This is a genomic window from Streptomyces sp. NPDC093600 (genome assembly GCF_044764755.1).
Classification (GTDB): Bacteria; Actinomycetota; Actinomycetes; order Streptomycetales; family Streptomycetaceae; genus Streptomyces.
In genome coordinates, this window is record NZ_JBIWIU010000013.1 from 68,337 (window position 1) to 95,224 (window position 26,888).

Consider the following 26,888-nt stretch of genomic DNA (forward strand, 5'->3'; position numbering starts at 1 on the left):
CTCAGCCCGCCACGACCACGGCCTCCCGCAGCGGCCAGGACGGATCGACGACCGCGTCCGGGCTGCCCTTGCGGCGCAGGAAGCCCTGGAAATCCTCGGCCCAGTCGCGGTACCAGCCGATCTGACGTGCGTGCAGCTCGTCCGGGCTCAGCACGGCGACCGACGGATACCGCCCCGCTATCGCGACGGCCACCCGCACGGCGGCCAGGGCGTCGGCGGCCGCCTGGTGGGCCGCATCGAGGACCACGCCGTACTCGCCGCAGACCGCTTCGAGCGTCCGCTTCCCCCGGCGGTAGCGGTCGACGGCCCGGTCGATGGTGTACGGGTCGATGACCGGGCCCGTGGCGGCGCCGCCGAGCCGTTCGCTCAGCGAGGGAAGGCCGTGTCGGCGCAGTTCGGCGGAGAGCAGGGTCAGGTCGAAGGCCGCGTTGTACGCCACGACCGGCACGCCCTGGGACCAATAGCCGGTCAGTGTGTCGGCGATCTCGTCGGCGACCTCGCGCACCGGCCGCCCCTCGGCCGCCGCCCGCTCGCTGCTGATGCCGTGGATCGCGGACGCCTGCGCCGGGATGCGGATCCCGGGGTCGGCGAGCCAGTCGCGCTGCCGTACCACCCGGCCGTCGTGGACGCCGACGACCGAGGCCGTCACGATCCGGGCCTCCAGTGGTTCGGTGCCCGTCGTCTCCAGGTCGAAGCCGACCAGCTCTTCCCCGTGCCAAGCCATCGGGTCCTCCTTACGTGATCTCCCCCGTGGTGCTGAACACCCTCGCACGCGCCACTGACAACGCCGTCCGCGAGAACCTCATGAGACCGGCCGGGAGTCGAGCCACACCGACTCGAACTCCTCCCTGTATGTCTCGAAAAGTCCGTGTTCGCCAACCCCGTTGTCCCCGGATTGCCGGCCCGAGCGCACCACGTTCCGCCCGCCCCCGCGCAGCACGAGGACCGGCGCCTCCATCCCCCGCGCCCGTCGCAGATACGACTGGACGACGCCGACGCCGTCCGGCCCGTCGCCGTCGACGAGGTAGGCGGTGAAGCGCGGCGTCTCGTCGAAGACGTGGATCTGAAAGGCGCCCGGGTCGCGCAGCTTGGAGCGGACCCGCCGCATATGAAGGATGTTCATCTCCACCGAGCGGCTCAGCTCGCCCTTCTTCAGGCCGAGTTCCCGCTCGCGCCGCTTGACGGCGCTGCTGGCCGGGTTGAGGAAGAGGAGCCGTATCCGGCAGCCCGACTCGGCCAGCCGGACGAGCCGCCGCCCGGAGAAGTTCTGCACCAGGAGATTCAGGCCTATGCCGGTGGCGTCGAGGCGCCGGGCCCCGCCGAAGAGGTTCTCGGCCGGCAGCTGCCGCTGGAGCCTGACCCGGTCGGGGTGGACGGAGACCACATCGGCGTACCGGTCGCCGACGAGGTCCTCGACGGCGTCGACCGGCAGCCGGTCGGCCGACGGCACCCCCGCCCCGGTCCCGAGGATCTCCAGGAGCCGCGCGGAGGCCCGTTCGGACTGGGCGAGCACGGTCAGCGACAGGGCCCGGTTGCGGGAGACGACATTGCGCGTCACCTCCAGTTCGTCAAGGGCGAGTTCCACCTCGCGCCGGTCGTCGAAGTACGGCTCGAAGCACGGCCAGTGCTGCACCATCAGCTCCCGCAGCTGCGGCAGCGTCAGGAAGCTGAGAACGTTGTCGTCGGCCGGGTCGAGGAGATACCCCTTGCGCCGCGAGACCTCCCGGACCGCGACGGCCCGCTGCACCCACTCCTGCCCGGCCGGACCGGCGGCGGCCACCACCCAGTCCTCGCCGTGCACCGGCTCGTAGACGGGCCGCAGGACCGCCGCCACCACGGCCCGCAGCCGCTGCTCGACGAGATTCAGCCAAATGTAGGCCCGCCCGGCCCGCTGGGCCCGGGTGCGCACCTCGCTCCAGGCGTCGGCGCCCCAGTCGAGCTCCGCCCCGATCTCCATCGGCCTGGCGACGGAGACCGCTCCGGGCGGCACCTCACCGGGTTCGGGGGAGCTCCCCTCGTGACCCGTGTCACCTGGGGGCAGCTCCAGACCTCCCGAGCTCACCCGCGCACCGCCTTCTGCTCCTGGACGCCCGTCTGACCAGTCCGACAAGATCAAGGAAGGGTACTCCGGGAGCGGGAGGCGGTGCAGCAGGATCGGCAGGCTCCTTGCTCAACTCCCCTGATTCGGTGTGCCGTTCTGGTTGGCGAGATCGGGCGGAGTGAGCGGATTCATAGCGGTTACGTCCCTGGGGGCGAGCTGGAAACCCTGCCAGTGGACGGGCATCGGCTGCTGGTCCTCGTCCCGGGCGATGTGGTGGAACCCGATGTTGACCCAGACGGCGGGGTCGGTCAGCGTCTCCCCGTTGACCCACTTGTCCACACTGTCGGGCGTGTTTCGGCCACAGTCGAGAATGTTGTTGCTGGCGAACTGCTCGCAGGCGCGGCTCTGCGTGAAGTAGATGTCGTGCTTGGTGAAGCCGCGGCCGGCGTGGGTGTTCGAGGGGCCGGGCACGATCTCGTACGAACGGGGGTGGCCGTCCTTGTTCTTGCCGGTCGCGCTGACCACCCGCCACCAGCGCATGTTCTTCGCGTCCCCGGCGAGTTCCTTGGTGACGGGGGTGCGGGTGGTCTTCACGGTCGGGCCGCCGTTGCCGCTGGGGGCGGTGACCTTGGAGTCGTACTGCTCGATCCGGTCCTTGACGCTGCCGTCGAGGCCGAAGTCGAGCCGCCAGAAGACGTTGTGGGCGTGGCTGGTGGCGTAGGAGCGGGCGCCGGGGCCGATGGGCCAGCCGCGGCCGTCGGTGGCGCTGTAGTCGGCGGGCGAGAGGCTCCCGGTGGCACCGACGTTGGCGGCGATCGTGCCGTCGGAGGAGAACCGCCACTCGGTGATGTACTCGTACCAGGCGACCTTGTTCACGGTGTAGACGAGCAGGTCCTTGCCCTGCGCCTGCCAGACCTTGGTGCCCTCGTCGTTGGCCATCCGGTACGCGTGCCCGCGCGCCCGGGTCGTGGTGCACAGGCCGTCGACCTTGCCCATCTCCGGCACCTTCACGGAGGTGATCGTGCCGCCGGGGCACTCGGCCGGCTTCAGGTTCTGCAGACCCCAGCCGAACCCGGCGCCGGTGAGATCGTCGTACTCGGCGTTGCCGTCGTCGTACGGCACATGGATCTGGGCGAGCTTGGCGCTGGTGAGCACCCGGATCGGGGCGCTCGCGCTCTTGGGCTGGTAGGTGACCTTGTCCAGGACGAGCCCGGAGTCGGTGTCGTAGCGCCAGCACATGCGCCAGACGGTGCCACCGTCGAGCTTCTGCTCGATGCGGTACGCGGCGGAGCAGTCGGCGCGGGGCGGTGTGGGCGCGGCGGGTGCCGCGGTGGCGGAGGTCGCGGGGCCGGCGGCGGCCGTGGCGGTGCCGAGCAGGGCGGCCGCGGCGAGCACGGCGCCGTGCCTGCGGGCGCGCAAGAGCGACGGGATGGACATGATGGACGAACTCCCTCGTACGGAAGTGCGGAAGGCGGACGGACGTGTGGAAGACGGACGGGTGCGCGGGTGGTCGGGCCGCGCGAGAGACCGGGCGACCGGACCTTGGTCCATGGACCACCGGACGACCGGACGGGCCGTCAGCCGACGCGGGTCACGGTCCGGGCGCTGAGGTCGACGATCAGATTCCGCGTGTCGATCCAGGAACCGTTGTGGATTTTGGTGACCAGGCGGACACACCGGTGCTCACCGCAGGCGGTGAGCACCGCGGGGACCTCGGCCTCGCGGTAGGGGCGGTAGACGTCCCCGTTGAACCAGAGCTGATCCGCCGAGGTCAGCGCCTTGCCCGTGGCGTCCTTGTAGTCCTCGCGGACGCCGTTGCCGAGCGGGCTCTTCAGGATGAGCTCCAGCGCCTCCCGCAGCTCCTCCGGGTGGGCCGAGGGCTGCACCCCGCGCTGGGCGGCCGCGCTCTCCACCTTCCCGGTGGCGAGGTTGACGGTACGGGTGATCAGCTCGTCGCGTTCGTAGTCGTAGAACCGCACCTCGGCGCGGCGTGGCGCGGTGGGGTCGTCGACCTCCTCCGGACGCGGGTCGGCCAGTTCGGTGGCCAGGTGCTGTGGTCCCCTCGTCCCTTCGACGTCGCGCTGCGCGGCCCTGGCCGGCGGGGTCAGCGCCAGCTCCTCGGCCCGCTTCAGCTCGTCGTCGGTGAGCGGGTCGGTGCCCACCCCCTTCTTCCCCTCGGGCGGCGCGGCGGCCACCTTCGCGGGCTCCGGCGCGGTTCCGTCGGACGTGCCGCCGGCGCCGGCCCCCGAGCCTTCGCCCGGACCGGATGCGATCCCGCGGCCGTCCGCGACACCGGTCCTCGGCGTGTCGTCGGCGCCCGCGGTCCCCGGCAGGGTGATACCGACCATGACGGCGGTCCCCGTCACCGCCATGGCCGCGCCCGCCAGCACCTTCCCCAGATGGCGGCGCACTATTTCGTGCACACTTCCCCCCTTCTGCTGCAGTTCTCCCCGATTTCACTGCGGTCACCCGGTAGGACGGACCGAAGTCCTAGGAGGTTGCCCGTCTTTCGGGCAGGATTTGGCCGGAGTGCACCCCCACTCCCGGATCAGAATGGAAGAGTCTTATCTATGCAGGTCTGGCCGGGACAGGCGTATCCCCTGGGCGCCACCTACGACGGCGCCGGAACGAACTTCGCGGTCTTCTCGGAGGCCGCCGACAGAATCGAGTTGTGTCTGATCCATGACGACGGCTCGGAGACCGCGGTGGAGCTGCGCGAGACGGACGCCTTCGTCCGCCACGCCTATCTGCCGGGTGTGATGCCGGGCCAGCGGTACGGATTCCGGGTCCACGGTCCGTACGCGCCGGAACGCGGGCTTCGCTGCAACTCCGCGAAGCTGCTCCTCGACCCGTACGCCCGTGCGGTCTCGGGCTCGATCGACTGGGGCGAGGCGGTGTACGGCTACCACTTCGGGCGGCCGGACTCACGCAACGACCTCGACTCCGCGCCCCACACGATGACCTCGGTCGTGGTCAACCCGTACTTCGACTGGGGCGACGACCGGCGTCCGCGCACGGACTACCACCGTACGGTGATCTACGAAGCCCATGTGAAGGGCCTGACGATGCTCCACCCGGAGCTGCCGGAGGAGCTGCGCGGCACGTACGCGGGCCTCGCACACCCCTCGGTGATCGGCCATCTCAAGGAACTGGGTGTCACGGCGCTGGAATTGATGCCCGTGCACCAGTTCGTCAACGACCACCGGCTGGTGGACGCGGGCCTGGCGAACTACTGGGGCTACAACACCATCGGTTTCTTCGCCCCGCACAACGCCTACGCCTCCTGGGGCGACCGGGGCCAGCAGGTCCTGGAGTTCAAGTCGGCGGTCCGGGCCCTGCACCAGGCGGGGATCGAGGTCATCCTCGACGTGGTTTACAACCACACCGCCGAGGGCAACCACCTGGGCCCGACGCTCTCCCTGAAGGGCCTAGACAACCCCTCGTACTACCGGCTCTCGAACGACCGCCGGTACTACACCGACACCACCGGGACCGGGAACTCGCTGCTCATGCGGTCCCCGCACGTGCTCCAGCTGATCATGGACTCGTTGCGGTACTGGGTCACGGAAATGCATGTCGACGGCTTCCGCTTCGACCTGGCGGCGACCCTCGCCCGCCAGTTCCACGAGGTGGACCGGCTGTCGTCCTTCTTCGACCTGGTGCAGCAGGACCCGGTGGTCAGCCAGGTCAAGCTGATCGCCGAACCCTGGGACGTGGGCGAGGGCGGCTATCAGGTGGGCAACTTCCCGCCACTGTGGACCGAGTGGAACGGGAAGTACCGCGACTGCGTACGGGATCTGTGGCGGGGCGAGCCGCGGACGCTCGCCGAGTTCGCGTCCCGGCTGACCGGCTCGTCCGACCTCTACCAGGACGACGGCCGGCGCCCGCTGGCCTCGGTGAACTTCGTGACCTGCCACGACGGCTTCACGCTGCGCGATCTCGTCTCGTACGACGGGAAGCACAACGAGGCGAACGGCGAGGGCAACCGGGACGGGGAGAGCCACAACCGGTCCTGGAACTGCGGCGCCGAGGGCGACACGGACGACATCGGCATCAGGGAGCTGCGCGCCCGCCAGATGCGCAACTTCCTGGCGACGCTGATGCTCTCGCAGGGCGTGCCGATGCTCAGCCACGGCGACGAGTTCGGGCGGACGCAGGGCGGCAACAACAACGCCTACTGCCAGGACAACGAGGTGTCGTGGGTGCGCTGGCCGGAGCCGGGGGCCGAGGAGGAGGGCACGCTCCTGGAGTTCACCCGGGCGATGGTGCGGCTGCGCCGCGACCATCCGGTCTTCCGGCGCCGCCGCTTCTTCCACGGGCGGCCGGTGGAGGGCACGCACGACGAGCTGACCGACATCGCCTGGTTCACGCCGGAGGGCGTGGAGATGACCGCACGGGACTGGCAGGCGGCGCACGCGCAGGCGCTGTCGGTCTTCCTCAACGGCAACGCGATCTCGGAGCCGGGGCCGCAGGGTGAGCGGATCGCCGACGACTCCTTCCTGCTGATGTTCAACGCGTCCTCGCAGGAGCTGGAGTTCGAGGTGCCGGTCAACCACGGCCAGACCTGGCGCGTCGTGGTCGACACCTCCCACCCTGAGGGCATCCCGCCCCAGGAGGGCCCCAAGGTGGCGGCGGGCGAACGGGTGACACTGGCGCCGCTCAGCCTCACGGTGCTGCGCCGACCGGCCTAAGCCGCGTCGGGGCTCCCGGCCCGGGGCCCGCTTCGGCCCGCACCCCCGGGCCGGGCCACCGGGCCGGGCCACCGGGCCGGGCCACGGGGCCAGGCCACCGGGCCGGGCCACCGCCGGCGGAGCCGCGACCCCGCCCGGGCCGCGGCTCCGTCGGCGGTGGTGTCTCCGTGGTCGCCGCCGCGGGTCAGACGCCGCTGCTCGCGGCCGGTCGCGCCGTCAGGTCCGGTGTCCGAGGCCGAGACCGGACCGTCCAGGACAGAACCGCGCACAGCACGGCCGCGACGACCGCCACGGCGAACGCGGCCGGCGCGCCGTGACGCTCCGCCAGACGGCCGGACAGCGCGAGCGCCAGCGCCTGGCCGCCGACGACTCCGCTGGTCAGATAGGCCATCGACTCCGCCAGCCGGCCGGCAGGGACAGTCCGCTCGGTGAGCCCGAACACGGTGATGAGGTGCGGCGCGTAGGCGGCGCCGAGGACGATCACGACCGCGTACAGCGCCCCCAGGGAGTCGACGAGGAGCAGCGGCAGGGAGAGGACGACGAGCGCGACGGTGGCCGCGCGCCAGCGGGTCGACAGCCCGATCCGCGCGGGCACCGCGGCCATCGAGAGTCCGACGGCCGCGCTCATCACCCCCATGGCGGCATAGACCAGACCCGCCTGGGCCGGTGTCCCGAGCTTCTCGGTGAGCGCGGTGATCCCGGCCTGCGAGGCCCCGAACATGGCGCCCTGCAGCACCATCGTGACCCGAAGGGCGTACGCGGCCCCGGGCAGCCGCGCCCGTTCGGCGGCACCCGTACGAGTGATGGCGCCCGGCTTCCCGGTGCCACGCCCCTCGGCCGCCCGGGCCGACGGGTGCAGGGCGAACGCCGTGCCGCAGGTCGCGAGCAGGGCGGCGGCGAGGAGCAGGGCGGCCGCCGGGTGGGCGAGCGCCGCCGCGAGGCCGACCAGGGCCGGGCCGAGGACGAATGAGACCTCGTCGAGGGTGCCTTCGAAGGACAGCACCGTCCCCACCGCCCGGTCGTCCGCGCCGCTCCGCCGGGCCAGCGCCACGGAGCGGGTCCGGGCCAGCGGCCCGACCTGCGGAACGCTCGCCCCCGCGAGCGCGCCGAGCAGCATCAGCCAGCCCGTCGCCGCGTGGGCGAGCGCCGCGACCACGAGACCGGCGACGCAGACCGCGTTGGCCAGGGATGCGGCGAGGACGACACCCCGCTGACCGCGCCGGTCGGCGAGCCGCCCGAGCACCGGTCCGGCGACGGTCTGGCCGGCCGCGAGCGCGCCGCCCGCCAGCCCCGCCGTCGCCAGCGAGCCGCTCGTCTCGGCGACCAGGAGCAGGCTGCCGAGCTGGCACATGGCGGTGGGCAGCCGGCCGAGGAAGGAGACCACCGGCAGGACGGGCCCGAGGAGGGAGAGCGTCTCGCGATACATCCTGATCATCACGAGAAAATAACGCGATGCATACGAACGGACGCATGGGGCGATGACACAGAAGCCGCCCAGCGGGGTACGTACGTTCGCATGACGCCCTCGACCACGCCCACCGCCACCTACCGGCTGCAGCTCCAGCCGGACTTCCCGTTCGCGTCCGCCGAGCGTGCCGTCCCGCATCTGGCCGGCCTCGGTGTCTCCCATCTCCATCTCTCCCCGGTCCTGGAGGCCGTGCCCGGTTCCACCCACGGGTACGACGTCACCGACCATCGCGCCGTCCGGGCGGAACTCGGCGGTGAGGAGGGGCTGCGCTCCCTCGCCGCGACCGCCCGCGCCCATGGTCTGGGGCTGGTCGTCGACCTCGTGCCCAACCACATGGCGGCGTCGCCCCGGTACAACCACGCCCTGCGCGAAGTGCTGCGGGAGGGCCCGGGCTCGCCCTACGCCCGCTGGTTCGACATCGACTGGGAGGCGGGAGACGGGCGGATCCTGCTTCCCGTGCTGCCCGCCAGACTTCCCGAGGTACGGAAGCGGATGCGCGTGGCGGACGGGGTCCTGCGCCTGGACGAGCAGGAGTTCCCGCTCCGGGACGGCACGGAGGGCCTGCCGCTCACCGAGCTGCTCGACGCCCAGTGGTACCGCCTCGCCTGGTGGCGGCTGGCCAGGACCGAGCTCAACTACCGCCGCTTCTTCACCATCTCGGACCTGATCGGGGTACGGGTCGAGGACCCCGAGGTCTTCGACGCGACCCACGCCAAGATCGTGGAGCTCGTACGGGACGGGGTGATCGAGGGCCTGCGGATCGACCACCCGGACGGGCTCGCCGACCCCCAGGGCTATCTGGAGCGCCTGCGGGAGGTGACGGACGGGCGGTGCTGGACGGTGGTGGAGAAGATCCTCACCGGCACGGAGCCGCTGCCCGCGGACTGGCCCGTCGCCGGCACCACCGGCTACGACGCCCTGCGGTATGTCGACGGGGTCTTCGTGGACCCGGTCGGGGCGGACGAACTGCGGGACGTGTACCGCGAGTTCGTCGGGCGGGCGTCGGACAGGGGCGGCTGCTGGGAGGCGACCGCGCGCCGCGCCGCGTACAAGGTCGTGACCCACGAACTGGCCGCGGAGACGGCCGCGCTGACCGGGATCGCGGGGCGGATCTGCGCCGCCGACCCGGAGCTGCGGGACCACGCGCCCTGGGCGCTGCTGACCGCCATCCGTGAACTCCTCGTCCGGGTCCCGGTCTACCGCACCTACCGCACGGGCGGCGAGGACGTCCTCACCCCCGAGGCGGCCCGGGGGGCGAAGGCGGCCTTCGCGGTGGCGGAGGAGGCCGCGGCCGTCGACACCGTGCGGGAGCTGGCGCTCGGGCGGCTCGGCGACGGGCCCGAACACCGGGCCTTCCGGGCGCGGTTCGCCCAGACGTCCTCCGCGCTGCGCGCCAAGTCCGTCGAGGACACGGCCTTCTACCGCTACACACCGCTCCTCTCGGCCAACGAGGTGGGCGGAGAGCCCGGCAGGCCGGCGGTCACACCGGAGGAGTTCCACGCGTACTGCGCACGGCTCGCCCGCGACTGGCCGGCCACCGGCACGGTACTGACCACGCACGACACCAAGCGCAGCGCGGACCTCCGGGCGGGCATCGCGGTCCTCGCCCAGTGCCCGGCCGTGTGGGCCGAGTTGTTGGACGAGGTCGCCGGCATCCCGGCGCCCGATCCGCATCTGGCGTGGACGGCGTGGCAGACCGCGTTCGGCTTCGGTACGCCGGACGCGGCGCGGCTCGGCCCGGCCGTGCTGAAGTCCGTACGGGAGGCGGGGCTGCACACCAGCTGGACCGAGCCCGACGAGGGGTACGAGCGGGCGGTCGCCGACTTCGTGGCGGCGGGCCCCGGCCGTATCCCGCTGCGCTCGGCGTCGGAGGCGGCGTTCGCCCTGGAGCCGCACATCCGGGCGCACATGCTCGGCGCGGCGCTGGTGCATCTGACGATGCCGGGGGTCCCCGATCTGTACCAGGGGACGGAGCGGGAGTACCGGGCGCTGGTCGACCCGGACAACCGGCAGCCGTTCGCGGTCGGCCCGGACGACGACAAGACGGCGGTCGTACGGGCGGCGCTGAGGCTCCGGCGGGAACGCCCGGAGGTCTTCGCGGAGCCGGGGAGCTACGCCCCGCTGACCGCGTCCGGCCCGGCGGCGGCACACTGCCTGGCCTTCGCCCGCGCGGGCGAGGTGGTCACGGCGGTCACCCGCCTGCCGCTGCGGCTCGCGGAGGCGGGCGGCTGGCAGGACACGGAGCTGGTGCTCCCGGACGGCCGCTGGGCCGATGTGCTCGACGGGGTACGAGAGTTCACGGGCGGCGCGGCCACGGAGGTGAAGCTCGCGGAACTCTTCGACGAGCGCCCGGTGGCCTTGCTGGCCCGCCTGCGCGAGTGACCGACGGACGGCGGGGGCGGCGCCCGGGGCACGACTCGGGCGCCCTCCGGGGAAGTGATGCGGTCAGCCGCCGGGGCGGCGCCCGGGGGTGGCTCGGGCCGTGACTCGGGGCGCCCCCGGCTCGGGTGCGGTCAGCCGGCGGGGCGGACGAGGAGGTTGCGGGGGCCGCGGGTGATCAGGCCCGTGTACTCGGGGTGGTAGCCGTCGGCGACCCGCAGACGGGGCATCACGTCGAACAGGGCGCGCAGGGCGTACTCCGCCTCGAAGCCGGCCAGCAGGACGGCGGGGCACGCGCCGGAGCCGTAGGTGAGCTGGCCGGGGTCGTCGCGCAGCGGGTCGTAACGGTCGGGCGCCCGGAAGCGTTCCGGGTCGCGCCCGGCTGAGCCGATCAGGAGAGCGACCGGCTCCCCCGCCGGGATGGTGCCGCCGCTCATCCGTACCTCGGCGCTGGTGCGGCGTGCGGCGATCTGCACGGGCGGGTCGCGGCGCAGCGACTCGGTCCAGGCGCGGGCGATCAGGCCCGAGGGGGCGTCGCGGAGCGCGTCGGTCAGGTCCGGGTCGGTCAGGACGTTGGCGAGGAAGGAGGCCAGGGCCTTCTCGCGGATCGCGATCTGCGCGGTGCACCGGCCCGCCGGCGCGGAGGCTGCCCGGCCGCGTACCAGCCGCATCATGTCGCGGTAGGGCACACCGATGGCGGCGGCCACGGTCCCGGCGGGCAGCCAGTGGCAGTACTCGGCGACGAGATCGGTCTGGTGCCGGTCGGCGATACGGCGGGCGAGGAGGTGGGCGGTGCGTTCGGCGACGGCCCGCAGCGCGGCCTCGTCGACGTCGACGTGGCTCCGGTCGCAGGGCGGGTCGCCGGGCCGGTGGCCGTGGGTGAACCGGGCGTCGGTGAGCGCCCCGGCGACGTCGGCGTACCGGCTGAGCACCCAGGCCCGCAGCATCGGGTCGTAGGTCAGCGGGAACTCCTCCCGCAGCACGCGGTGGACGCGGTGCGGGATCCGGGTGGCGCCGGGGTCGAGCGGGCTGGGGGCGACGGTGCGGGTGGGGACGCGGTCGGTGCCGGCGGGGCCCTCGCCCCTGACCCGCCCGGCGGCGGCGCGGGCGCGGAGTGCGGGCGCGGGCTCCATGGGCGGGATCTTCGCCCAGCCGTCCTGCCGTATCGCCGGGTTCGGCCTGTCGCTCATCGCGCCCCCTCGGTGGGTCCGCTGTGGGTGGCTGTCGCGGCCGGAACAGTCCTGGCGCGCGTCTCACCACCCCACCACCGCGTGACGCCCGCCGCAGTCCGCGTACGGCCGAACGGGTGAACCGCTCGCCGGTGCCGTGCGCAGGGGCAGCGCGCCCGTGCTCCACGGCGACCGGCCGCCCCCGGTCAGGTTTCGACGGGGTCCGCCGCCCGCGAGTGCGCCGGCAGCTCCGGCGCACGGTCGGTGGGCGGGCGCTCGGGCCACCAGGCACGGTCGCCGAGGAGCGCCATCGCGGACGGCAGGATCACCGCACGCAGCACGATCGCGTCGAAGAGGACCGCGACCGTCAGACCCACCGCGATCTGCTTCATCTCGATGCGGTCGATGAAGAGGAAGCTGACGAAGACCGACACCATGATCACCGCCGCGCTCGTCACCACGCTCGCCGAGCCGGCGATCCCGTCCACCACCGCCGCCCGCGTCGGCACTCCGCGGCGCACGGCCTCCCTGATCCGGCTGACGACGAAGATCTGGTAGTCCGTGGAGAGTCCGACGAGGATCGCGAAGACCATCAGAGGCGTACGGGAGCCGACGAAGCCCAGCGACTCGAAGCCGAGCACGCCCTCGGCCCAACGGCCCTGGAACACCAGGGTGAGGACACCCCACGCCACCAGTACCGCAGCGAGGTTGAGCAGCATGCCGACCGCCGCCATCACCACCGAGCGGAACGCCGCGAACATCACCGCGAAGGTCGCGAGCGCGACGAGGGCCACCACCCAGGGCAGCCGCCGCTCCTGGTGCGCCGCGTAGTCGGCGCCGCCCGCGATCTCCCCCGACACCGCCCACCGCGCCTCCGGCAGTCCCGCGACGGCGGCGGGCAGCAGATCTCCCCGCACCTTCTCCAGGGAGCGCGTGGCCTCGGGCGAGTTCTGGGCGTACGGGACGGGGAGCGCGAGCAGCGCCGTACGGCCGTTCTCCGCGGTCCGCACCACCGGCATCCGGTCCTGCGCGAAGAGCCGGTCGCCCCGCGTGGCCTCGGCCAGCCGCCGCAGCGGCGCCGCCGGGTCCTCGCCGTGCACGAGGACGAGATGCGCCGGCCCCTCGGAGGGGAAGGCGGTCACGAGACGGTCGTACGCGGCGACCGCGGGGACGCTGTCCGGGAACGTCTCCTTGCCCTCGGTGCCGAGCTTCATGCCGAGCGCGGGCGCGGCGAGCGCGACGGCCACGGCGACTCCCGCGACCAGCGAGACCAGCGGGCGGCGTACGACGGGCCGCAGCAGGGCCGCCCAAAGCCGCCCCTCGCCGCGCCCGCCCCGGCGCCGGGAACGGCGGGCGAGCCTGCCGCCGTCCATACGGTGCCCAAGCGCGGCCAGGAGGGCGGGAAGCACGGTCAGCGAGCCGCCGACGGCCACGAGCGTGACCAGGATGGCGCCGGTGGCGATGGAGGAGAAGATCACGTCTCCGACGACGTACAGACCGGCCAGCGAGAGCGCCACGGCGAGGCCGGAGTCCACGACCGCCCGGCCGGAGGTGGCGGCGGCCAGTTCGACGGCGCGGGCCGGGGAGATCGTGCCGCCCGAGCGCTCCCGCTCCTCCCGCGCCCGCTTCAGGAAGAAGAGGGAGTAGTCGACGCCGACGGCCATGCCCATCATGAAGATGACGCTGAGCGCCGCGCCGCCCGCGTCGGGGAAGACCCAGGAGGCGAGCCCGTACAGGCCGACCGCGCCCACGAAGGCGAACAGGGCGAGCAGGACCGGGATTCCGGCGGCGAGGACCGCGCCGAAGACGACGAGCAGGATCAGGAAGGTCACCGGAAGGCTGATCATCTCGGTCCGCTGGAGCTCCTGCCCCTGCTTGTCGTTGACGGCGACGGAGATCGAGGCGCTGCCGGTCTGCTCGACCCGCAGCGCGGGATGGGCCTTCCTGACGGCCGCGGTCTGCGCGAGAAGGGCGTCGACGCCCTCCTTGGCGGTCTCCTTGTCCCCGCGCAGGGTGACGGCGACCCGCAGGGCCGCGCCGTCACGGGAAGGGGCGGGGTCGGCGACGGCCTCGACGGCGGGCAGGGCCTCCATCCGCCGGACGACGTCCTCCGCGGCCGCCGCGAGCGCCCCGGCGCGGGCACCGTCCACCGCTCCCCCGGACACCCCGGCCCCGCCCGTCCCCGCCGCGGTAGCCGTGCCCGCCGCAGAAGCCGTCCGCGCGTGCTCGATCAGGACCTGCTCGACCGGCGGCGGGGTGAGCCCGCTCTCCGAGGCCATCGCCTCGGCACGCCCCGCCTCACCGACCCAGAAGTCCGAAAAGGACCCCTTGTTCGTCCCGGCCGCGGCCCCGGCCCCGACGCAGAGCGCGAGAAAGAGCACCCATCCGGCGATCGCCTTCCACGGGTGCGTGGCACACCACTGTGCCGTCCTGACCGTGACCGGAACTCTGCCCGACATACGGGCACCTCCCTCGTACCTGCCGACCCGTGCCGATGGGGTCAGCCTCGCGCCGGAGGCGGTACGCGGTCACTGGTGGACGCCGGTGCGCCGCAGGGGGGTTACCCCCACCCGTAGGGGAACACCCCGAGGAGCGACGGGGGTTCAGCGCAGAGAGAGCCGGAACGACATCTGGCCGAACTCGACCAGGTCGCCGGCCTGGACCACCACGGCTCCGGTCACCCGGCGCCCGTTGACGGTCGTGCCGTTGGTCGAACCGAGGTCGCGCAGCACCCAGAGGCCGCCCTGGAGGGAGAGTTCGGCGTGCAGCCGGGAGACCGTCTCGTGGCTGAGCCGCAGGCCGTTCGCCGGGTCACGGCCGATCCGCAGCGGGTGCGGGCCGGGAGCGGGCAGCAGCAGCTTCGGCAGCCGCTCGGCCTGCCAGGCCCGCCCCACCTTGGCCGTGAACGCGGACATCTTCTCGACCGCGCCCACCACCCGCCGGGTCCAGGGGGACTCGGTCCGCAGATCGGCGGTCAGCAGGGCGAGTTCGTCGGGGCGCTGAGCGGCGAGCGCCCGCTCCATCCGGAACAGGAAGGTGTCGTGCGAGAGCCGGCCCTGCGCGGCACCCTCCCGGAGCAGCACCAGCGCACGGTCCCGCTCGGCGTCGGAGAGCCGAGCGGAGTGCGTGGAGAACTCGAAAGGTGGCGTCACCTCGTGATTGTCGGGCCGAGGGCCCCGAGGTGTCCAGAACGGGCGCCGCCCACAAAGCCGTACCGCCCTCACCAAGATCGCTGCTACGGTCTCCGCACTCGACTCCCAGGGGGAAACCAGACGTGACCGCGTCTTCTCAGACCACTTCTCACATGCCTTCTCGCACGACCTCTCACGCGCCTTCTCACACGACCTCTCACGCGCCTTCTCGCACGATCGACGGCGTGACCGTGCGCCCGCTCTCCGGACCGGAGGAGCTGGAGCTGTTCTGCCGTCTCAGCTACGTCCTCGACCACGAACTCGAGGAAGACCTCGCCACCGGCCGCCGCATACCCGGCTGGATGTGGGTGGCCCTGCGCGGTGACCGGGTCCTGGCCAGGATCGCCTGGTGGACGAACAAGGAGGGCGGCGAGCCGCTCGCCCTCGACTTCTTCGACCTCGACCCCGAGCTGCCCGCCGAGGAGCGCTCCGACATCGGCCTGCGGCTGCTGGAGACGGCGACCGCGGCCGTCGTGCCTGCGGGCGCGCCGCGCCCCGAGTACGGCCGGTTCCTGCCGCCGGACTGGCACGAGGTCCCCGAGACCCGCGACCGGCTCGAAACGCTGTTCGGTGTCCTGGAGCGCGCGGGAGCCCGGCCCCTGGTCGAGCGGCTGCGTCTGGAGTGGCGGCCCGGCACCCCCGTACCGGAGCCGAAGGGACGCCTGGAGTTCCGTGCGGTGAAGGACCGCGAGGACCTCGTGGCGCTGATGACCCCGGTGATGGAGGGCACGCTCGACGCCCACGGGCAGGCCGATCTGGCGTCCGGTCTCTCCGCCCGCGAGGCGGCGGAGAAGCACTACGACGAGGAGTTCCCGCACTACACCTCGCCCCGCGAGTGGTGGCGGGTGGCCCAGCTTCCGGAGACCGGTGAGCCGGTCGGCTTCGTGATCGCGGCGCGGAACAACTACCACCACACCATCGCGTACATCGGTGTGCTCCCCGCGCACCGCGGCAAGGGCTACATCGACGACATCCTCGCCGAGGGCACCCGCATCCTGGCCGGTGAGAACGTGCCGCGGATCCGGGCGGCGACGGACCTCGCCAACGTCCCGATGGCGAACGCGTTCGCCCGGGCGGGTTACATCACCTTCGAGCGGGCGATCAATTTCGTGTGGGACGCGCCGGGCGCCACCGACTCCTGACTGCCAGGATGGTCCCGGTAGTCGTTGGTCCGTCGACGAGGGGATCGGCCAGTGCTGTTCGAGGTGTGGGCTCCACAGGCCCGTGACCGGGTGACGCTGGAGCTGAACGGCGCCGAGCACCCGCTGGAGCGGGATGCCGAGCGGGCCGGCTGGTGGACCGGCGTGGCACCGGCCGCCGACGGCGACCGCTACGGCTACTCCCTCGACGGCGGGCCGGTGCTGCCCGACCCGCGCTCCCGCCGCCAGCCCGACGGACCGGACGGCCTCAGCGCGGTCGTCGACCACGACGCGTTCGTCTGGTTCAACGAACCCCCGCGGCTGCGGCTGCGCGCCGCAGTCCTGTACGAGCTGCACGTCGGGACCTTCACCCGCGACGGGACCCTGGACGCGGCGGCGGAGCGGCTCGGGGAGCTGGCGGGGCTCGGCATCACCCATGTGGAGCTGATGCCGCTGTGTCCCTTCCCCGGGAAGTGGGGCTGGGGGTACGACGGCGTGTCCCCGTGGGCGGTGCACGAGCCGTACGGCGGGCCGACGGCGCTCAAGCGCTTCGTCGACACGGCGCACGGGCTCGGGATGGGTGTGGTCCTGGACGTGGTCCACAACCATCTCGGCCCGTCGGGCAACCATCTGCCGTCGTTCGGGCCGTACTTCACGGACACCCATCACACGCCGTGGGGCGCCGCCGTGAACCTGGACGCGCCGGGCTCGGACGAGGTCCGCGCGTATCTGCTGGGCAGCGCGCTGGCCTGGCTGCGGGACTACCGGATCGACGGCCTCCGCCTCGACGCCGTGCACGCGCTCGCGGACACCCGGGCGCTGACGTTCCTGGAGGAGCTGTCGGAGGCCGTGGACGAGCTGGCACGGGAACAGGGCCGGCAGCACTTCCTGATCGCCGAGTCGGACCTCGGCGATCCGCGCACCACCACGCCGCGTTCCATGGGCGGGCTCGGCGTCCACGCCCAGTGGAACGACGACTTCCACCACGCCGTGCACGCGGCGCTGACCGGGGAGTCCCAGGGCTACTACGCCGACTTCGCGCGCGCCCCGCTGGCCGCGCTCGCCAAGACCCTCACCCGCGTCTTCTTCCACGACGGTACGTACTCGAGTTTCCGGGGCCGCTGCCACGGTCGGCCGGTGGACCGGGCCCGTACGCCCGCGCAGCGCTTCCTCGGCTACGCCCAGACCCATGACCAGATCGGCAACCGGGCGACCGGCGACCGGCTCTCGGCGACGCTCTCCCCCGGCCTGCTGGCCTGTGCGGCGACGCTGGTCCTCACCGGCCCGTCGGTGCCGATGCTCTTCATGGGCGAGGAGTGGGGGGCGAGCACGCCCTGGCAGTACTTCACCGATCACACCGACCCGGAGCTCGCCGAGGCGGTACGCCGGGGGCGGCGGCGGGAGTTCGCGGAACACGGCTGGGCGGAGGAGGACATTCCGGATCCTCAGGATCCGGCGACCCGGGACCGGTCGGTCCTGGACCGCTCGGAACGCGAACGGGCCCCGCACAACCGGATCCTCGCCTGGCACCGCGAGCTGATCGCGCTCCGCCGCACCCTGCCCGACCTCACCGACCCGGATCTGGCGGCGGTGCGGGTGGCCTTCGACGAGGAGGCCCGCTGGCTGGCGTTCCGCCGCGGGGTGCTGCGCGTCGCGGTCAACCTGGGCAAGGAGCCGGCGGAGATCCCGCTGGGGTCGAACGGCCGCGACCGGGTCGTCGCGGCCTGGGAACCGGTGGAGGCGCCGGGACGGGACGGGGCGCTGCGGCTGCCGGCGGAGTCCGCGGTGATCCTCAGCGACGGCTGAGCCGTGCGGCTCGGGCCCCTGCGCGCGCGTCCCTGCGCTCTGGTCCCTGCGGCCAGGCCCCTGCGCGCGGGCCCCGCGCGCGGGCCGCCGCGCCGGCCTTGCGGCGCTACTCCACGATCGCCATCTCGCGCGAGGTGTTGTTGAAGCGCCGCCCCGAACCCTCCTCCGTCGCCGTCACGATGTCCTCGATACGGACCCCGAAGCGGCCCGGGAGATAGACGCCCGGCTCGATGGAGAAGCACATGCCGGGGAGGATCGGCCGCTCCTCGCCCTCGATCATGTACGGCGGCTCGTGGGTGGTGACGCCGATGCCGTGGCCGGTGCGGTGGATGAAGTACGCGCCGTAGCCCGCGTCCGCGATCACCCTGCGGGCCGCGCGGTCCACCTCCTGGCAGGCCACGCCCGGCCTGACGGCCTCGAAACCCGCCTGCTGCGCCTCGCGGACGAGGTCGTGGACGCGCCGCTCCTCGGCGGTCGGTTCGCCGACGTGCACCGTACGGGTGGTGTCGGAGCCGTACCCGTGCTTGAGGCCGCCGAAGTCGAGGACCACCATGTCGCCGCGCTCGATGACCCGCTCCCCCGCCTCGTGGTGCGGGTCGGCTCCGTTGGGCCCGGAGCCGACGACGGTGAAGTCGACCTGGGAGTGGCCGAACCGCAGGAGGAGCGCGGCGAGGTCGGCGGCCACGTCGGTCTCGCGTCGCCCGGCGAAACGGACCGTGAGGATCTCTTCGTACGCCTGGTCGGCGGCGGCGCCGGCGGCCGCGATCCGCTCCAGTTCGCGGGCGTCCTTGACGGCCCGCAGCATCGGCAGCGCTTCGGTGAGCGCGACGTACGAGGTGGAGGGCAGCGCCCGCTGGAGACCGAGGAGGTGCATGGCCCAGGCGTTGTCGCTGACCGCGAAGCGGCCTTCGGCGTCGAGGAGGGGCGCGGTGACGGCGTACGGGTCCTTGCCGTCGGTCCAGTCCCGGAGCGTGAGCGCCGGGGCGCCCGGGGCCTTGGCGGCGTCGGGGGCTTCCAGGGTCGGCACCACGAGCACGGGGTCCCGGCCGGCGGCCAGGACCAGGACGGTGAGCCGTTCGGTGCTCGCGGTGGGCCGGTAGCCGGTCAGATGGACCATGTCCGGGCCGGGGGCGACGAGGATCCCGGCGAGTCCGGCGTCGGCCGCCGCGTCGGCGGCGCGGGTCATCCGGGCGCGGTAGTCGTCGGCGGTGAAGGGGGCGGGCGGCGCGGTGACGGACATGGGGCTCCTCCTCGACGTACAGCATCCTGCCCGGCGCGCCGACCGGACGCGACCGTTCAGCGCCTGTCCTGGCCGGATCCCGGGCCTTGGGTGATGAGCTGTTCCAGGAGCTCCTGGAAGTCGTCGCCGACGACGATGCGCAGGTCGCCGCCGTCCCCGTCCCGTTCGCTGAGCTGGGTGAGGGTGCCGCCGCGCCACCAGAAGACGTACGGGCTGATGGCGCCGGGGGTGTCCTCGTATCCGGAGGCGGCGAAGGAGGCCATCGCGCCGAGCGCGGCGACGATCGTGGTGTCGCGGATCGGGTGGAAGGCGAGCTGGTGCCGGAACGGCATCGCGACCAGGGCGCCGTGCCCGGTCAGCGGCCGGCCGGTGACGCGCTGGACGACGGCGTCCAGGTCGAGGACGCGGCTCGCGGTGTAGAAGGAGTCGCCGAGGAGCACCTCGAAGCACATGCCGTCGGCGTCCCGTACCGTCTCGTGCGCCTCGACGGGCAGTCCGCGCAGATTGCCCATCGCCCGGTCGCGCAGGTGCTGGAGGTCACCGAGCGGCTCCAGGGCCTCGTCGGTGAGCATCATGACGCTCTCGGGCAGGTCGAGGGCGAGGACCTCGTACAGTCCCGGCGCGACGGTCCTGGCGTAGCCGAAGGTCGCGGGGTCGATGCCCTCTCCGCTGACCACCCGGGGGTAGAGCTGGGCGCGGATCTGCTCGGGCGGGAGGGTGTCGAGCGCGGAGGGGCCGTCCATGGTGCGCAGCACGAGGGTGACGTGGCGGCGGACGATCTCCGGCCAGGCGCGCGGCCCGCGCCGGTCGTTGTGGCAGACGGCCGCCAGGTTGCCGAGCCCGAACTGCCGGCCGCTGTCGTCGCTCACCAGGTCGGCGTAGACGGTGACTTCGAGCCCGAGCTCCGCGAACGCCTCGCGGACCTGGCCGCGGAAGAGGGCGGCCTCGTGCTCGGAGAAGTACGAGAACTCGGGGTCCCTGGGGGCGTCGTCGCCGTCCCGCCTGGGCCCTCGCCGGAACAAACCCACGTGCGCCGCCTTCCGTTGCCGTTGCCGTTCCGTGCGGTCGGTTGCCGTCCGGTCCAGCCTAGGGGGTGTCCTGTCGATCAGGCGGGCAGTCGGCGGGCCAACTCGGCCGCCGGGCCGCCCGGTTCGGTGCGGGTGTGGAGGAGCTCGGTGCGGTGGACGAGCCGGGGGGTAGTAAGGGGTACGGCGACGGTGCCGGGAAGGCCGTGGGTGGCGGAGGCCGGCAGCAGGGTCAGGCCGTGCCCGGCGGCGGCGAGGCCGGTGAGCGTGCGGATGTCGGTTCCCTCCTGACGCAGCGCGGTACGGAAGCCCTGTCCGGCGGGTCCGCCGTGCGCGGCGCGCAGCCGGTCGAGGGGGAAGCCCGCGTCGGGGGCGTCGAGCCAGCGGGCGTCGGCGAGGTCGGCGAGGCGCAGTCCGGTGCGGCGGGCCAGTGGATGTCCTTCGGGGAGGAGGACGGCGAGCGGCTCCTCGCTCACGCGCACGGCGGTGAGCGGGGCGACGTCGGGGAGCCGCAACGGGTCGCTGGGTGCGGCGAGTCCGTCGACCAGGCCGAGGTCGGCCTCGCCGGTGGCGACGGCGGCCGGGACCGTGTCCCGGGACATGATCCGCAGGGTGACGCCCGTGGCGGGCAGGGCGGCGAGGGTACGCGGTCGCAGGGCGAGCGGGGAGGCGGCGAGGGTCACCTCCTGGCGGGGCGCCTCGGTGAAGCGGGTGAGGTCGGCACGGGCGGCGTCGATCCGCAGGAGGAGGGACGTGGCGTGTTCGAGGAGCCGTTCGCCGGCCGGGGTGGGGAGGACGGGGCGGCGGCCGAGGAGCGGCACACCGAGGTCGTGTTCCAGGGCCGCGATGTGCTGGGAGACGGCGGACTGGGTGTAGCCCAGCGCGCGGGCGGCCTCGGAGAAGGAGGCGAGCCGGGCGACGGTGACGTACGTACGCAGGAGGTGCGGGTCCATGGCCATCAGTGTTCACGGTCATAAGGGTTCGCGATGGGAAGTGCGCGAATCATCGTTGGACGTGAACGACCGGGCCCGCGCAGCATGGTGGGCATGACGAAGACCCCTCGGGTCGCCCTGGTCGGCGACCGTTCCCCGCATGTGATGTCCCATGTCCGTGTCCCGGCGCTGCTCGACGCGCTGGCGGAGCGCGACGGCCTGGTCCTCGACGCGTACTGGATCCCGACCGAGGACGCGACGGCTCCGGGCGCGGTGAAGGGGTTCGACGCGGTGTGGTTGCTGCCGGGGAGCCCGTACGCGAGCGAGGAGGGAGCGCTGGCGGCGATCCGCACCGCGCGTGAGGACGGCATCCCGTTCCTCGGCACCTGCGCCGGTTTTCAGCACACGCTCCTCGAATTCGCCCGTGACGTCTGCGGTCTGAGCCGCCTCGCCCACGCGGAGAACGACCCCGGCGCGGACGCGGAGGATCTGCTGATCGCCCCGCTGGCCTGCTCGCTGGTCGGGCACGAAGGGACGGTGCGGATCACGCCGGGCTCGCTGGCCGAGTCGGTGCTCGGTGCGGAACGGACGACGGAGCGGTACCACTGCGCCTACGGCCCGGACGGCCGCCATCTGGAGGCGCTGCGGGAGCACGGCCTGCGGTTCACGGGCGAGGACGAGGACGGCCGGGTCCGGATCGCCGAACTGCCCGGGCACCCCTTCTTCATGGCCACGCTCTTCCAGCCGGAGCTGGCCGGGGACGGGACGCGCCCGCACCCGATCGTGCGGGCCCTGGCACGGGCGGCGACGGTCCTCTAGCTCATCCGTACGACGAGATGGGCGCGGTCCCGCCCCCGCGCGACGAGCCGGGCGTTGGCCTCGTCGGAGTCGCGGACCCAGCGCTCGGCGTGGTCCCGGTCCTTCCCGAAGCGGACATGGCGCTCGACGAGCCGGGGCACCCGGCACCGGTCGTCCAGGTCGAGGAACCACGCCTCGTCGAGGAGCGGCAGGACGGAGGCCCACGCCCCTTCGCCGTGCAGCAGGTAGTTGCCCTCCGTGACGACGAGCGGCACGTCGGGGGCGACCGGTACCGCCCCGGCGACGGGTTCCTCCAGGGCCCGGTCGAAGGCGGGGGCGTAGACGGTCGTGCCGGGCTCGGGGGCCCTCAGGCGGGCGAGAAGGGCCACGTACCCGGCGGCGTCGAAGGTGTCCGGCGCCCCCTTCCGCTCGGCGCGCCCCAGCCGGTCGAGCTCCCTCCGGGCCAGATGGAACCCGTCCATCGGCACGAGCACGGCGAGCCCGTCGAGCCGGGCGACGAGCCGCGCGGCCAACGTGGACTTCCCGGCCCCGGGCGGCCCGGCGATCCCCAGGATCCGCCGCCCCCCGGGCACGGCGAGCCGCCGCGCACGGTCGGTGAGCTCGGCGAGCTGCTGGGCGTCCATGCGGGGCATCTTCCCACCGGAGGCCGCTGGTACGACAACGGCCGGGGCCCTCTCGGTCGGCCACGGGAGCCCGAAGGCCGAGCTCCGCCCGTACGGTCTTCCCCACGAGTACGCGACCGAGCACCGTCCGGCGCGAAGCCGGCGCTTCGACGATCAGCGGCCCGGGCCCGGAGTCGTCGAGGGGCGGGCCACGACGGGCGTGTCGGGCCACGGCGGGACGCGGCGGGGCACGGCGGACGCGGAGGGGCGCTCAGCGCCTGCCCCGCCGCAGCCACCCCGGCGCCTTGCGGATCTCGGTCACCTTCGCCGTCGCGACGCCGTGCGACGGGCTGCTGCGCGGCTCCAGGTTCTTCAGCTGCGCCCGCCACGGACCGTCCGCCATCTTCAGCTGGACGATGACCGGGCCTTCCGGCAGCGGCACGGTCTCCCGCCGCTTCCCTATCTCGTTGACGACGTTCCTCTGCCTGGGCAGGGTCGTGGGGTCGTCGTGCCCCTCCAGTTCGTAGAGGTCGATGATGAAGTTGTCGTCGCCGCGGTAGCGGAGGGCGAGATCGGCCGTTCCTCCCGTATGCAGGAGGACGTCAGGGCCCCGGCACTCCATCCTCTCCTCCGTCAGAAGCGCCGCCGCGGCCAGCGGCAGCACCCGCGTCTCCCAGGGTCCGTCGGCCCGCAACCGCAGCCGCAGCCGCCCGTTCCCGGGGACGAGGGCGAGCAGCCGGCCCTGAAAGTCGTCCTCGGTGCTGTTGACGAGGTTCTCGCCCTCCTTGTTGGCCCGGGTGAGGGTCCAGAGGCCCGTGTACCCCTCGCCCCGGATGGAGAGATCGACCACGACCGGCCCCGGGGGGAGCCCGTCCACCGTGATCACGTCGTTGTCCCGGCCGGTCTGGGTGTACGGCTCGAAGACGGACCCGAACGCCCAGAGCGGCGCGGGCGGCTCGGGGGCCTGCGGCGGAACCACCACCGCGGGCGGCGCTACGGGCGCCTGCCCCGTCGGCGGCGCGAACACCGGCGCCGCGGGCGGAACCTGGAACGGGACGGGGGCCTCGGCCGACACGGGCGGCGGAGCCTGGAACGGAACGGGGGACGACACCTCGGGCGACACCGGCGGCGGAGCCTGGAACGGAACGGGGGACGGCGCCTGGGGCGGGGCGGTCTCCGCCACGTCCACGCCGTGGTCCGTCGCCAGGCCGGCGAGCCCGGTCACGTACCCCTGACCCACCGCGCGGAACTTCCAGCCACCCGCCCGCCGGTAGAGCTCCGCCAGCACCATCGCCGTCTCTCCGCCGGCGTCGTCCACGCCGTACCGCGCGACCGACGTACCGTCCGGCGCGAACGCCTCCACCGACAGCCCGTCCACGTCCCGCATCGCGCCGCTCTCCGTCGACCCGACGACGAGGACGCGGACGATCTCCTCCTCGATCGCGCCGAGTCCGGCCTCCAGCCACGCGGTGCCGTTCTCGTCCCCGAGCAGCCGCACGGCACCCGAGGGATGGACCGGCGCGCCGTGGAAGACGATGTCCCCGTCCCCCCGGACCCGCCCCTGCTCCGTCAGCAGCAACGCCGTGACGTCCACCCCGTGCCGTACGGCGATGCGCAAGGACACCGTCGGAACGAAGGCGTTGGCCCCTTTGATCATTTCCCCTCCACGGTCGCTCCCCGATGGATCTTCCGGCCGTCGGTGCCCGTGGCGCAAGCTCTGACGCGGGACGGATGAGCCGCGAGGGAGGATCTGGATCTCCCTCCATCGTGCTCACGACCGTGCCGCACGAGGGGCCGAAACCATGAGAGAGGTACATGACTGCAGGCAACCCCGGTGTCGCTGTTCTCGGACGGTCCGGTGCTCCGGCTCCTCGACCTCGCCGTCACGGCACAGGAGACTGGACTTCGCTCGACGACGAGATCCGGCGTTATGTCCGCCTGGTCCGCGGGAACTGGGTGGCGGGCTGGAACCGCTCCGTCCACGCGGCTTCCGGAGCTTTGGAGTTCGCCGCCGACTCCGTGGAGCGACTGGGCTCGCTCGACGGTTTTCCCCCGGAGTTCCGCGAGAAGGCCGCACGCGCGGCCGGTGGCATGGATCCGGCCGCATACCTTCGTACGCTCGCCGGGCTGGTCCGCGTCCTGGACCGGGAGAGCGTTCGCGAGTACACGGAACTCCCCATGGCCGGCTGGGAGTTCCTACGGGTCTTTCCCCATCTCTTCGGCCTCGACGCGGTCCTCATGGACGAGGGCGGTCCGCTCGCGGACGGTGTCCGCGAGCGGCTGGAGAACGAACACCCGTACTGCCGGGAACTCGCCGCCGGCTATGCCACCGAGGCCCAGCGGGCACTCGTGCTCTTCCCCGGCGTCGACGGCCTCCGGGCACGCCTCTCCTGGGCTACGCGGGACGGTCTGCACGTCGTCATCGACACCGTCAACGACCACATGCGGCGAGGGCACTCATGACCGCTCACGGCTCCGGCGTCAGGCGCAGTGAGATCGAGTTGATGCAGTAGCGCTGGTCCGTCGGGGTCGGGTAGCCCTCGCCCTCGAAGACGTGGCCGAGGTGGGAGCCGCAGCGGGCGCAGCGGACCTCGGTGCGGACCATGCCGTGGGAGCGGTCCTCGATCAGTTCGACGGCTTCGGAGTCCTTGGGGTCGTAGAAGGACGGCCAGCCGCAGTGGGACTCGAACTTCCCCGTCGAGGTGAACAGCTCCGCGCCGCACGCCCGGCAGGAGTAGACGCCCTTGGTCGTGGTGTCGGTGTACTCACCCCGGAAGGCCGGCTCCGTGCCGGCCTGGCGCAGTACCTGGTACTCCGCCGGGGTCAGCTCCGCGCGCCACTGCTCGTCCGGCTTCTCGACGTCGTACGCCATGAGCTCACTCACTCCCTCTTCGTGGACCTACTTCGCCAGGCGGGCGAGGATCCGCGGGCCGAGGTCCGTGACGTCTCCCGCGCCCATGGTGAGAACGAGATCGCCGGGCCCGGCCATTCCCGCGATCACGTCCGGGACGGCTTCCTTGTCGTGGACGGCCGTCACCTCGGCGCCCGCCGCGCGGGCCGCCGTGATGATCAGGTCGCTCGTGATGCCGGGGATCGGGTCCTCGCGGGCCGGGTAGATGTCGAGGACGACCGAGGCGTCGGCGAGGGCCAGGGCGTCGCCCATCTCCTTGCCCAGCTCCTGGGTGCGGGAGAAGAGGTGCGGCTGGAAGACCACCAGCAGGCGCCGGCCCCCGGCGGCGCCGCGCATGGCCTCCAGGTCGGCGGTCATCTCGGTGGGGTGGTGCGCGTACGAGTCGATGACCTGGACGCCCGCGGCCTCGCCCTTGAGCTGGAGGCGGCGGCCGACACCGGTGTACGCGGTGAGGGCCTGCGCCAGCTCCGCGGGGTCGATGCCGACGCGGGCGCCGGCGGCGAGGGCCGCGGCGGCGTTGTGGGCGTAGTGGCGGCCGGGGACCGAGACGGTGAAGGTGTGCTCGGTGCCGTCGAGGACGACGACGACCTCGCTGGTCATGCCGTGCGGGGTGATCGAGCGGATCCAGGCGTCGGAACCCTCGGCTTCGCCGACGGTGACCACGTTCAGGCCCTCGCGGTCCGCGACCCGGGCGGCCAGTTCACGGGCGCCGGAGTGCTCGCCGACGACCAGGGTGCCGCCGGGGCGGATCTTCGCGGTGAACGCCTCGAAGGACTCGTAGATCTCGTCCATCGACGCGTAGTTCGCGTGGTGGTCCAGCTCGACGTTGAGGACGATGGCGACCTCGGGGTCGTACTTCTGGAAGCTGCGGTCGCTCTCGTCGGCCTCGGCGACGAAGACCTCGCCCGCGCCGTGGCGCGCGTTGGTGCCGGGGCCCGCGAGGTCGCCGCCGATGGCGTACGAGGGGTCGAGACCCAGCTCGGTCAAGGCGACGGCCAGCATCGAGGTGGTCGTGGTCTTGCCGTGCGTACCGGCGACCGCGATCGCGCGCAGGCCGACCATGAGGGAGGCGAGGGCGTCGGAGCGGTGGACGACGGGGATGCCGAGCTCGGCGGCGCGGACCAGTTCGGGGTTGTCGGCGCGGATGGCGCTGGAGACGACGACGGCGGAGGCGTCGTCGGCGAGGTGGGCGGCGGCGTGCCCGATGTGGACGGTGACGCCCAGCGCGCGCAGCGCCTCGGCGGTAGCGGACTCCTTGGCGTCGCTGCCGGCGACCTTCGCGCCGCGCTGGGCGAGGATCTTCGCGATGCCCGACATTCCGGCACCGCCGATGCCGATGAAGTGCGGCCGCTCCATGGTGGCAGGGACGGCGGCGGCAGGGATGGCGGATGCCATGCGGATCTCTCCCCGGAGTGCGGCGTACAGGAGGTGCCCAGCCTAGTGGCTCACCCGCCCCGCCCCGGGCGTCCTGCCCG

The 26,888-nt window shown here is 73.1% G+C and carries 21 protein-coding genes; 6 read left to right on the forward strand and 15 right to left on the reverse strand.

The genetic code is table 11. The features are described from left to right. Position 1 precedes the first annotated feature (1 nt). The 4 genes from ACIRB4_RS27025 to ACIRB4_RS27040 form a co-directional block, all read right to left on the reverse strand. Positions 2-724 (reverse strand): 3'-5' exonuclease, encoded by a 723-nt coding sequence (locus ACIRB4_RS27025; RefSeq protein WP_403294788.1) that lies wholly within the window; start codon positions 722-724, stop codon positions 2-4. A gap of 78 nt (positions 725-802) precedes the next feature. Next, positions 803-2,062 (reverse strand): SAV2148 family HEPN domain-containing protein, encoded by a 1,260-nt coding sequence (locus ACIRB4_RS27030; protein ID WP_403294789.1) that lies wholly within the window; start codon positions 2,060-2,062, stop codon positions 803-805. A gap of 108 nt (positions 2,063-2,170) precedes the next feature. Next, a complete protein-coding gene (locus ACIRB4_RS27035) occupies positions 2,171-3,478 on the reverse strand; it encodes a copper amine oxidase (RefSeq protein WP_403294790.1) in 1,308 nt (435 codons plus the stop codon). Positions 3,479-3,618: 140 nt separating this feature from the next. After that, entirely contained in the window at positions 3,619-4,464 is an 846-nt protein-coding gene (locus ACIRB4_RS27040; protein ID WP_403294791.1) for a Tat pathway signal sequence domain protein, read from the reverse strand. A gap of 147 nt (positions 4,465-4,611) precedes the next feature. Here ACIRB4_RS27040 and glgX point away from each other — a divergent pair, with 147 nt between their 5' ends. Then, positions 4,612-6,732, forward strand: coding sequence for a glycogen debranching protein GlgX (gene glgX / locus ACIRB4_RS27045; RefSeq protein ID WP_403294792.1), 2,121 nt, complete (start codon positions 4,612-4,614; stop codon positions 6,730-6,732). A gap of 184 nt (positions 6,733-6,916) precedes the next feature. Here the strand turns inward: glgX and ACIRB4_RS27050 are convergent, their stop codons facing one another. Then, positions 6,917-8,158, reverse strand: coding sequence for an MFS transporter (locus ACIRB4_RS27050; protein ID WP_403294866.1), 1,242 nt, complete (start codon positions 8,156-8,158; stop codon positions 6,917-6,919). Positions 8,159-8,248: 90 nt separating this feature from the next. Between ACIRB4_RS27050 and treY the strand changes: the two genes are divergently transcribed. Beyond that, positions 8,249-10,582 (forward strand): malto-oligosyltrehalose synthase, encoded by a 2,334-nt coding sequence (treY, locus tag ACIRB4_RS27055; protein WP_403294793.1) that lies wholly within the window; start codon positions 8,249-8,251, stop codon positions 10,580-10,582. A 131-nt stretch (positions 10,583-10,713) separates the two neighbouring features. Here the strand turns inward: treY and ACIRB4_RS27060 are convergent, their stop codons facing one another. The 3 genes from ACIRB4_RS27060 to ACIRB4_RS27070 form a co-directional block, all read right to left on the reverse strand. Continuing rightward, a complete protein-coding gene (locus ACIRB4_RS27060) occupies positions 10,714-11,769 on the reverse strand; it encodes a cytochrome P450 (RefSeq protein ID WP_403294794.1) in 1,056 nt (351 codons plus the stop codon). Between the two features lie 185 nt (positions 11,770-11,954). After that, the gene (locus tag ACIRB4_RS27065; protein WP_403294795.1) at positions 11,955-14,207 is read right to left on the reverse strand and encodes an MMPL family transporter; all 2,253 of its coding nucleotides are present in this window, start codon (positions 14,205-14,207) and stop codon (positions 11,955-11,957) included. 144 nt (positions 14,208-14,351) lie between these two features. Next, positions 14,352-14,900: an FHA domain-containing protein gene (locus tag ACIRB4_RS27070; protein ID WP_403294796.1), complete on the reverse strand. Its 549-nt coding sequence runs from the start codon at positions 14,898-14,900 to the stop codon at positions 14,352-14,354. Positions 14,901-15,124: 224 nt separating this feature from the next. Here ACIRB4_RS27070 and ACIRB4_RS27075 point away from each other — a divergent pair, with 224 nt between their 5' ends. Next, positions 15,125-16,081 (forward strand): GNAT family N-acetyltransferase, encoded by a 957-nt coding sequence (locus ACIRB4_RS27075; RefSeq protein WP_403294797.1) that lies wholly within the window; start codon positions 15,125-15,127, stop codon positions 16,079-16,081. A gap of 51 nt (positions 16,082-16,132) precedes the next feature. Further along, on the forward strand, positions 16,133-17,884 hold the full coding sequence (treZ, locus tag ACIRB4_RS27080) for a malto-oligosyltrehalose trehalohydrolase (protein WP_403294798.1): 1,752 nt from the start codon (positions 16,133-16,135) through the stop codon (positions 17,882-17,884). A 106-nt stretch (positions 17,885-17,990) separates the two neighbouring features. Here treZ and ACIRB4_RS27085 read toward each other — a convergent pair whose 3' ends face one another. The 3 genes from ACIRB4_RS27085 to ACIRB4_RS27095 all read right to left on the reverse strand — a co-directional run bounded on the left by ACIRB4_RS27085 (position 17,991) and on the right by ACIRB4_RS27095 (position 21,102). Further along, positions 17,991-19,124: a M24 family metallopeptidase gene (locus ACIRB4_RS27085; RefSeq protein WP_403294799.1), complete on the reverse strand. Its 1,134-nt coding sequence runs from the start codon at positions 19,122-19,124 to the stop codon at positions 17,991-17,993. Between the two features lie 56 nt (positions 19,125-19,180). Beyond that, entirely contained in the window at positions 19,181-20,152 is a 972-nt protein-coding gene (locus ACIRB4_RS27090; protein WP_403294800.1) for a hypothetical protein, read from the reverse strand. Between the two features lie 77 nt (positions 20,153-20,229). Then, on the reverse strand, positions 20,230-21,102 hold the full coding sequence (locus tag ACIRB4_RS27095; RefSeq protein ID WP_403294801.1) for a LysR family transcriptional regulator: 873 nt from the start codon (positions 21,100-21,102) through the stop codon (positions 20,230-20,232). A 93-nt stretch (positions 21,103-21,195) separates the two neighbouring features. Here ACIRB4_RS27095 and ACIRB4_RS27100 point away from each other — a divergent pair, with 93 nt between their 5' ends. Then, the gene (locus tag ACIRB4_RS27100; RefSeq protein WP_403294802.1) at positions 21,196-21,900 is read left to right on the forward strand and encodes a hypothetical protein; all 705 of its coding nucleotides are present in this window, start codon (positions 21,196-21,198) and stop codon (positions 21,898-21,900) included. Here ACIRB4_RS27100 and ACIRB4_RS27105 read toward each other — a convergent pair. Together ACIRB4_RS27105 and ACIRB4_RS27110 are read right to left on the reverse strand one after the other, a co-directional pair. Beyond that, a complete protein-coding gene (locus ACIRB4_RS27105; protein ID WP_403294803.1) occupies positions 21,897-22,532 on the reverse strand; it encodes a nucleoside/nucleotide kinase family protein in 636 nt (211 codons plus the stop codon). The two genes, ACIRB4_RS27100 and ACIRB4_RS27105, sit on opposite strands and share 4 nt — an antisense overlap. A gap of 241 nt (positions 22,533-22,773) precedes the next feature. Further along, on the reverse strand, positions 22,774-24,159 hold the full coding sequence (locus tag ACIRB4_RS27110) for a TerD family protein (protein ID WP_403294804.1): 1,386 nt from the start codon (positions 24,157-24,159) through the stop codon (positions 22,774-22,776). Positions 24,160-24,317: 158 nt separating this feature from the next. Between ACIRB4_RS27110 and ACIRB4_RS27115 the strand changes: the two genes are divergently transcribed. Continuing rightward, positions 24,318-24,965, forward strand: a complete 648-nt coding sequence (locus ACIRB4_RS27115) for a hypothetical protein (RefSeq protein WP_403294805.1) — start codon at positions 24,318-24,320, stop codon at positions 24,963-24,965. A 4-nt stretch (positions 24,966-24,969) separates the two neighbouring features. On the opposite strand, the gene msrB is transcribed toward ACIRB4_RS27115, so the two are convergent. Next, complete coding sequence (msrB, locus tag ACIRB4_RS27120; protein WP_403294867.1) at positions 24,970-25,374, reverse strand: peptide-methionine (R)-S-oxide reductase MsrB; 405 nt, start codon at positions 25,372-25,374, stop codon at positions 24,970-24,972. A 27-nt stretch (positions 25,375-25,401) separates the two neighbouring features. Continuing rightward, entirely contained in the window at positions 25,402-26,808 is a 1,407-nt protein-coding gene (murC, locus tag ACIRB4_RS27125; protein ID WP_403294807.1) for a UDP-N-acetylmuramate--L-alanine ligase, read from the reverse strand. Between the last annotated feature and the right edge of the window lie 80 nt (positions 26,809-26,888).

Coding starts and splice junctions, on each gene's coding strand:
- ACIRB4_RS27025 (WP_403294788.1), bottom strand. CDS start 724: ATGGCTTGGCACGGGGAAGAGCTGGTCGGCTTCGACCTGGAGACGACG.
- ACIRB4_RS27035 (WP_403294790.1), bottom strand. CDS start 3,478: ATGTCCATCCCGTCGCTCTTGCGCGCCCGCAGGCACGGCGCCGTGCTC.
- glgX (WP_403294792.1), top strand. CDS start 4,612: ATGCAGGTCTGGCCGGGACAGGCGTATCCCCTGGGCGCCACCTACGAC.
- ACIRB4_RS27050 (WP_403294866.1), bottom strand. CDS start 8,158: ATGTATCGCGAGACGCTCTCCCTCCTCGGGCCCGTCCTGCCGGTGGTC.
- treY (WP_403294793.1), top strand. CDS start 8,249: ATGACGCCCTCGACCACGCCCACCGCCACCTACCGGCTGCAGCTCCAG.
- ACIRB4_RS27060 (WP_403294794.1), bottom strand. CDS start 11,769: ATGAGCGACAGGCCGAACCCGGCGATACGGCAGGACGGCTGGGCGAAG.
- ACIRB4_RS27065 (WP_403294795.1), bottom strand. CDS start 14,207: ATGTCGGGCAGAGTTCCGGTCACGGTCAGGACGGCACAGTGGTGTGCC.
- ACIRB4_RS27085 (WP_403294799.1), bottom strand. CDS start 19,124: ATGTCCGTCACCGCGCCGCCCGCCCCCTTCACCGCCGACGACTACCGC.
- ACIRB4_RS27095 (WP_403294801.1), bottom strand. CDS start 21,102: ATGGACCCGCACCTCCTGCGTACGTACGTCACCGTCGCCCGGCTCGCC.
- ACIRB4_RS27100 (WP_403294802.1), top strand. CDS start 21,196: ATGACGAAGACCCCTCGGGTCGCCCTGGTCGGCGACCGTTCCCCGCAT.
- ACIRB4_RS27105 (WP_403294803.1), bottom strand. CDS start 22,532: ATGCCCCGCATGGACGCCCAGCAGCTCGCCGAGCTCACCGACCGTGCG.
- ACIRB4_RS27110 (WP_403294804.1), bottom strand. CDS start 24,159: ATGATCAAAGGGGCCAACGCCTTCGTTCCGACGGTGTCCTTGCGCATC.
- ACIRB4_RS27115 (WP_403294805.1), top strand. CDS start 24,318: ATGACTGCAGGCAACCCCGGTGTCGCTGTTCTCGGACGGTCCGGTGCT.
- msrB (WP_403294867.1), bottom strand. CDS start 25,374: ATGGCGTACGACGTCGAGAAGCCGGACGAGCAGTGGCGCGCGGAGCTG.
- murC (WP_403294807.1), bottom strand. CDS start 26,808: ATGGCATCCGCCATCCCTGCCGCCGCCGTCCCTGCCACCATGGAGCGG.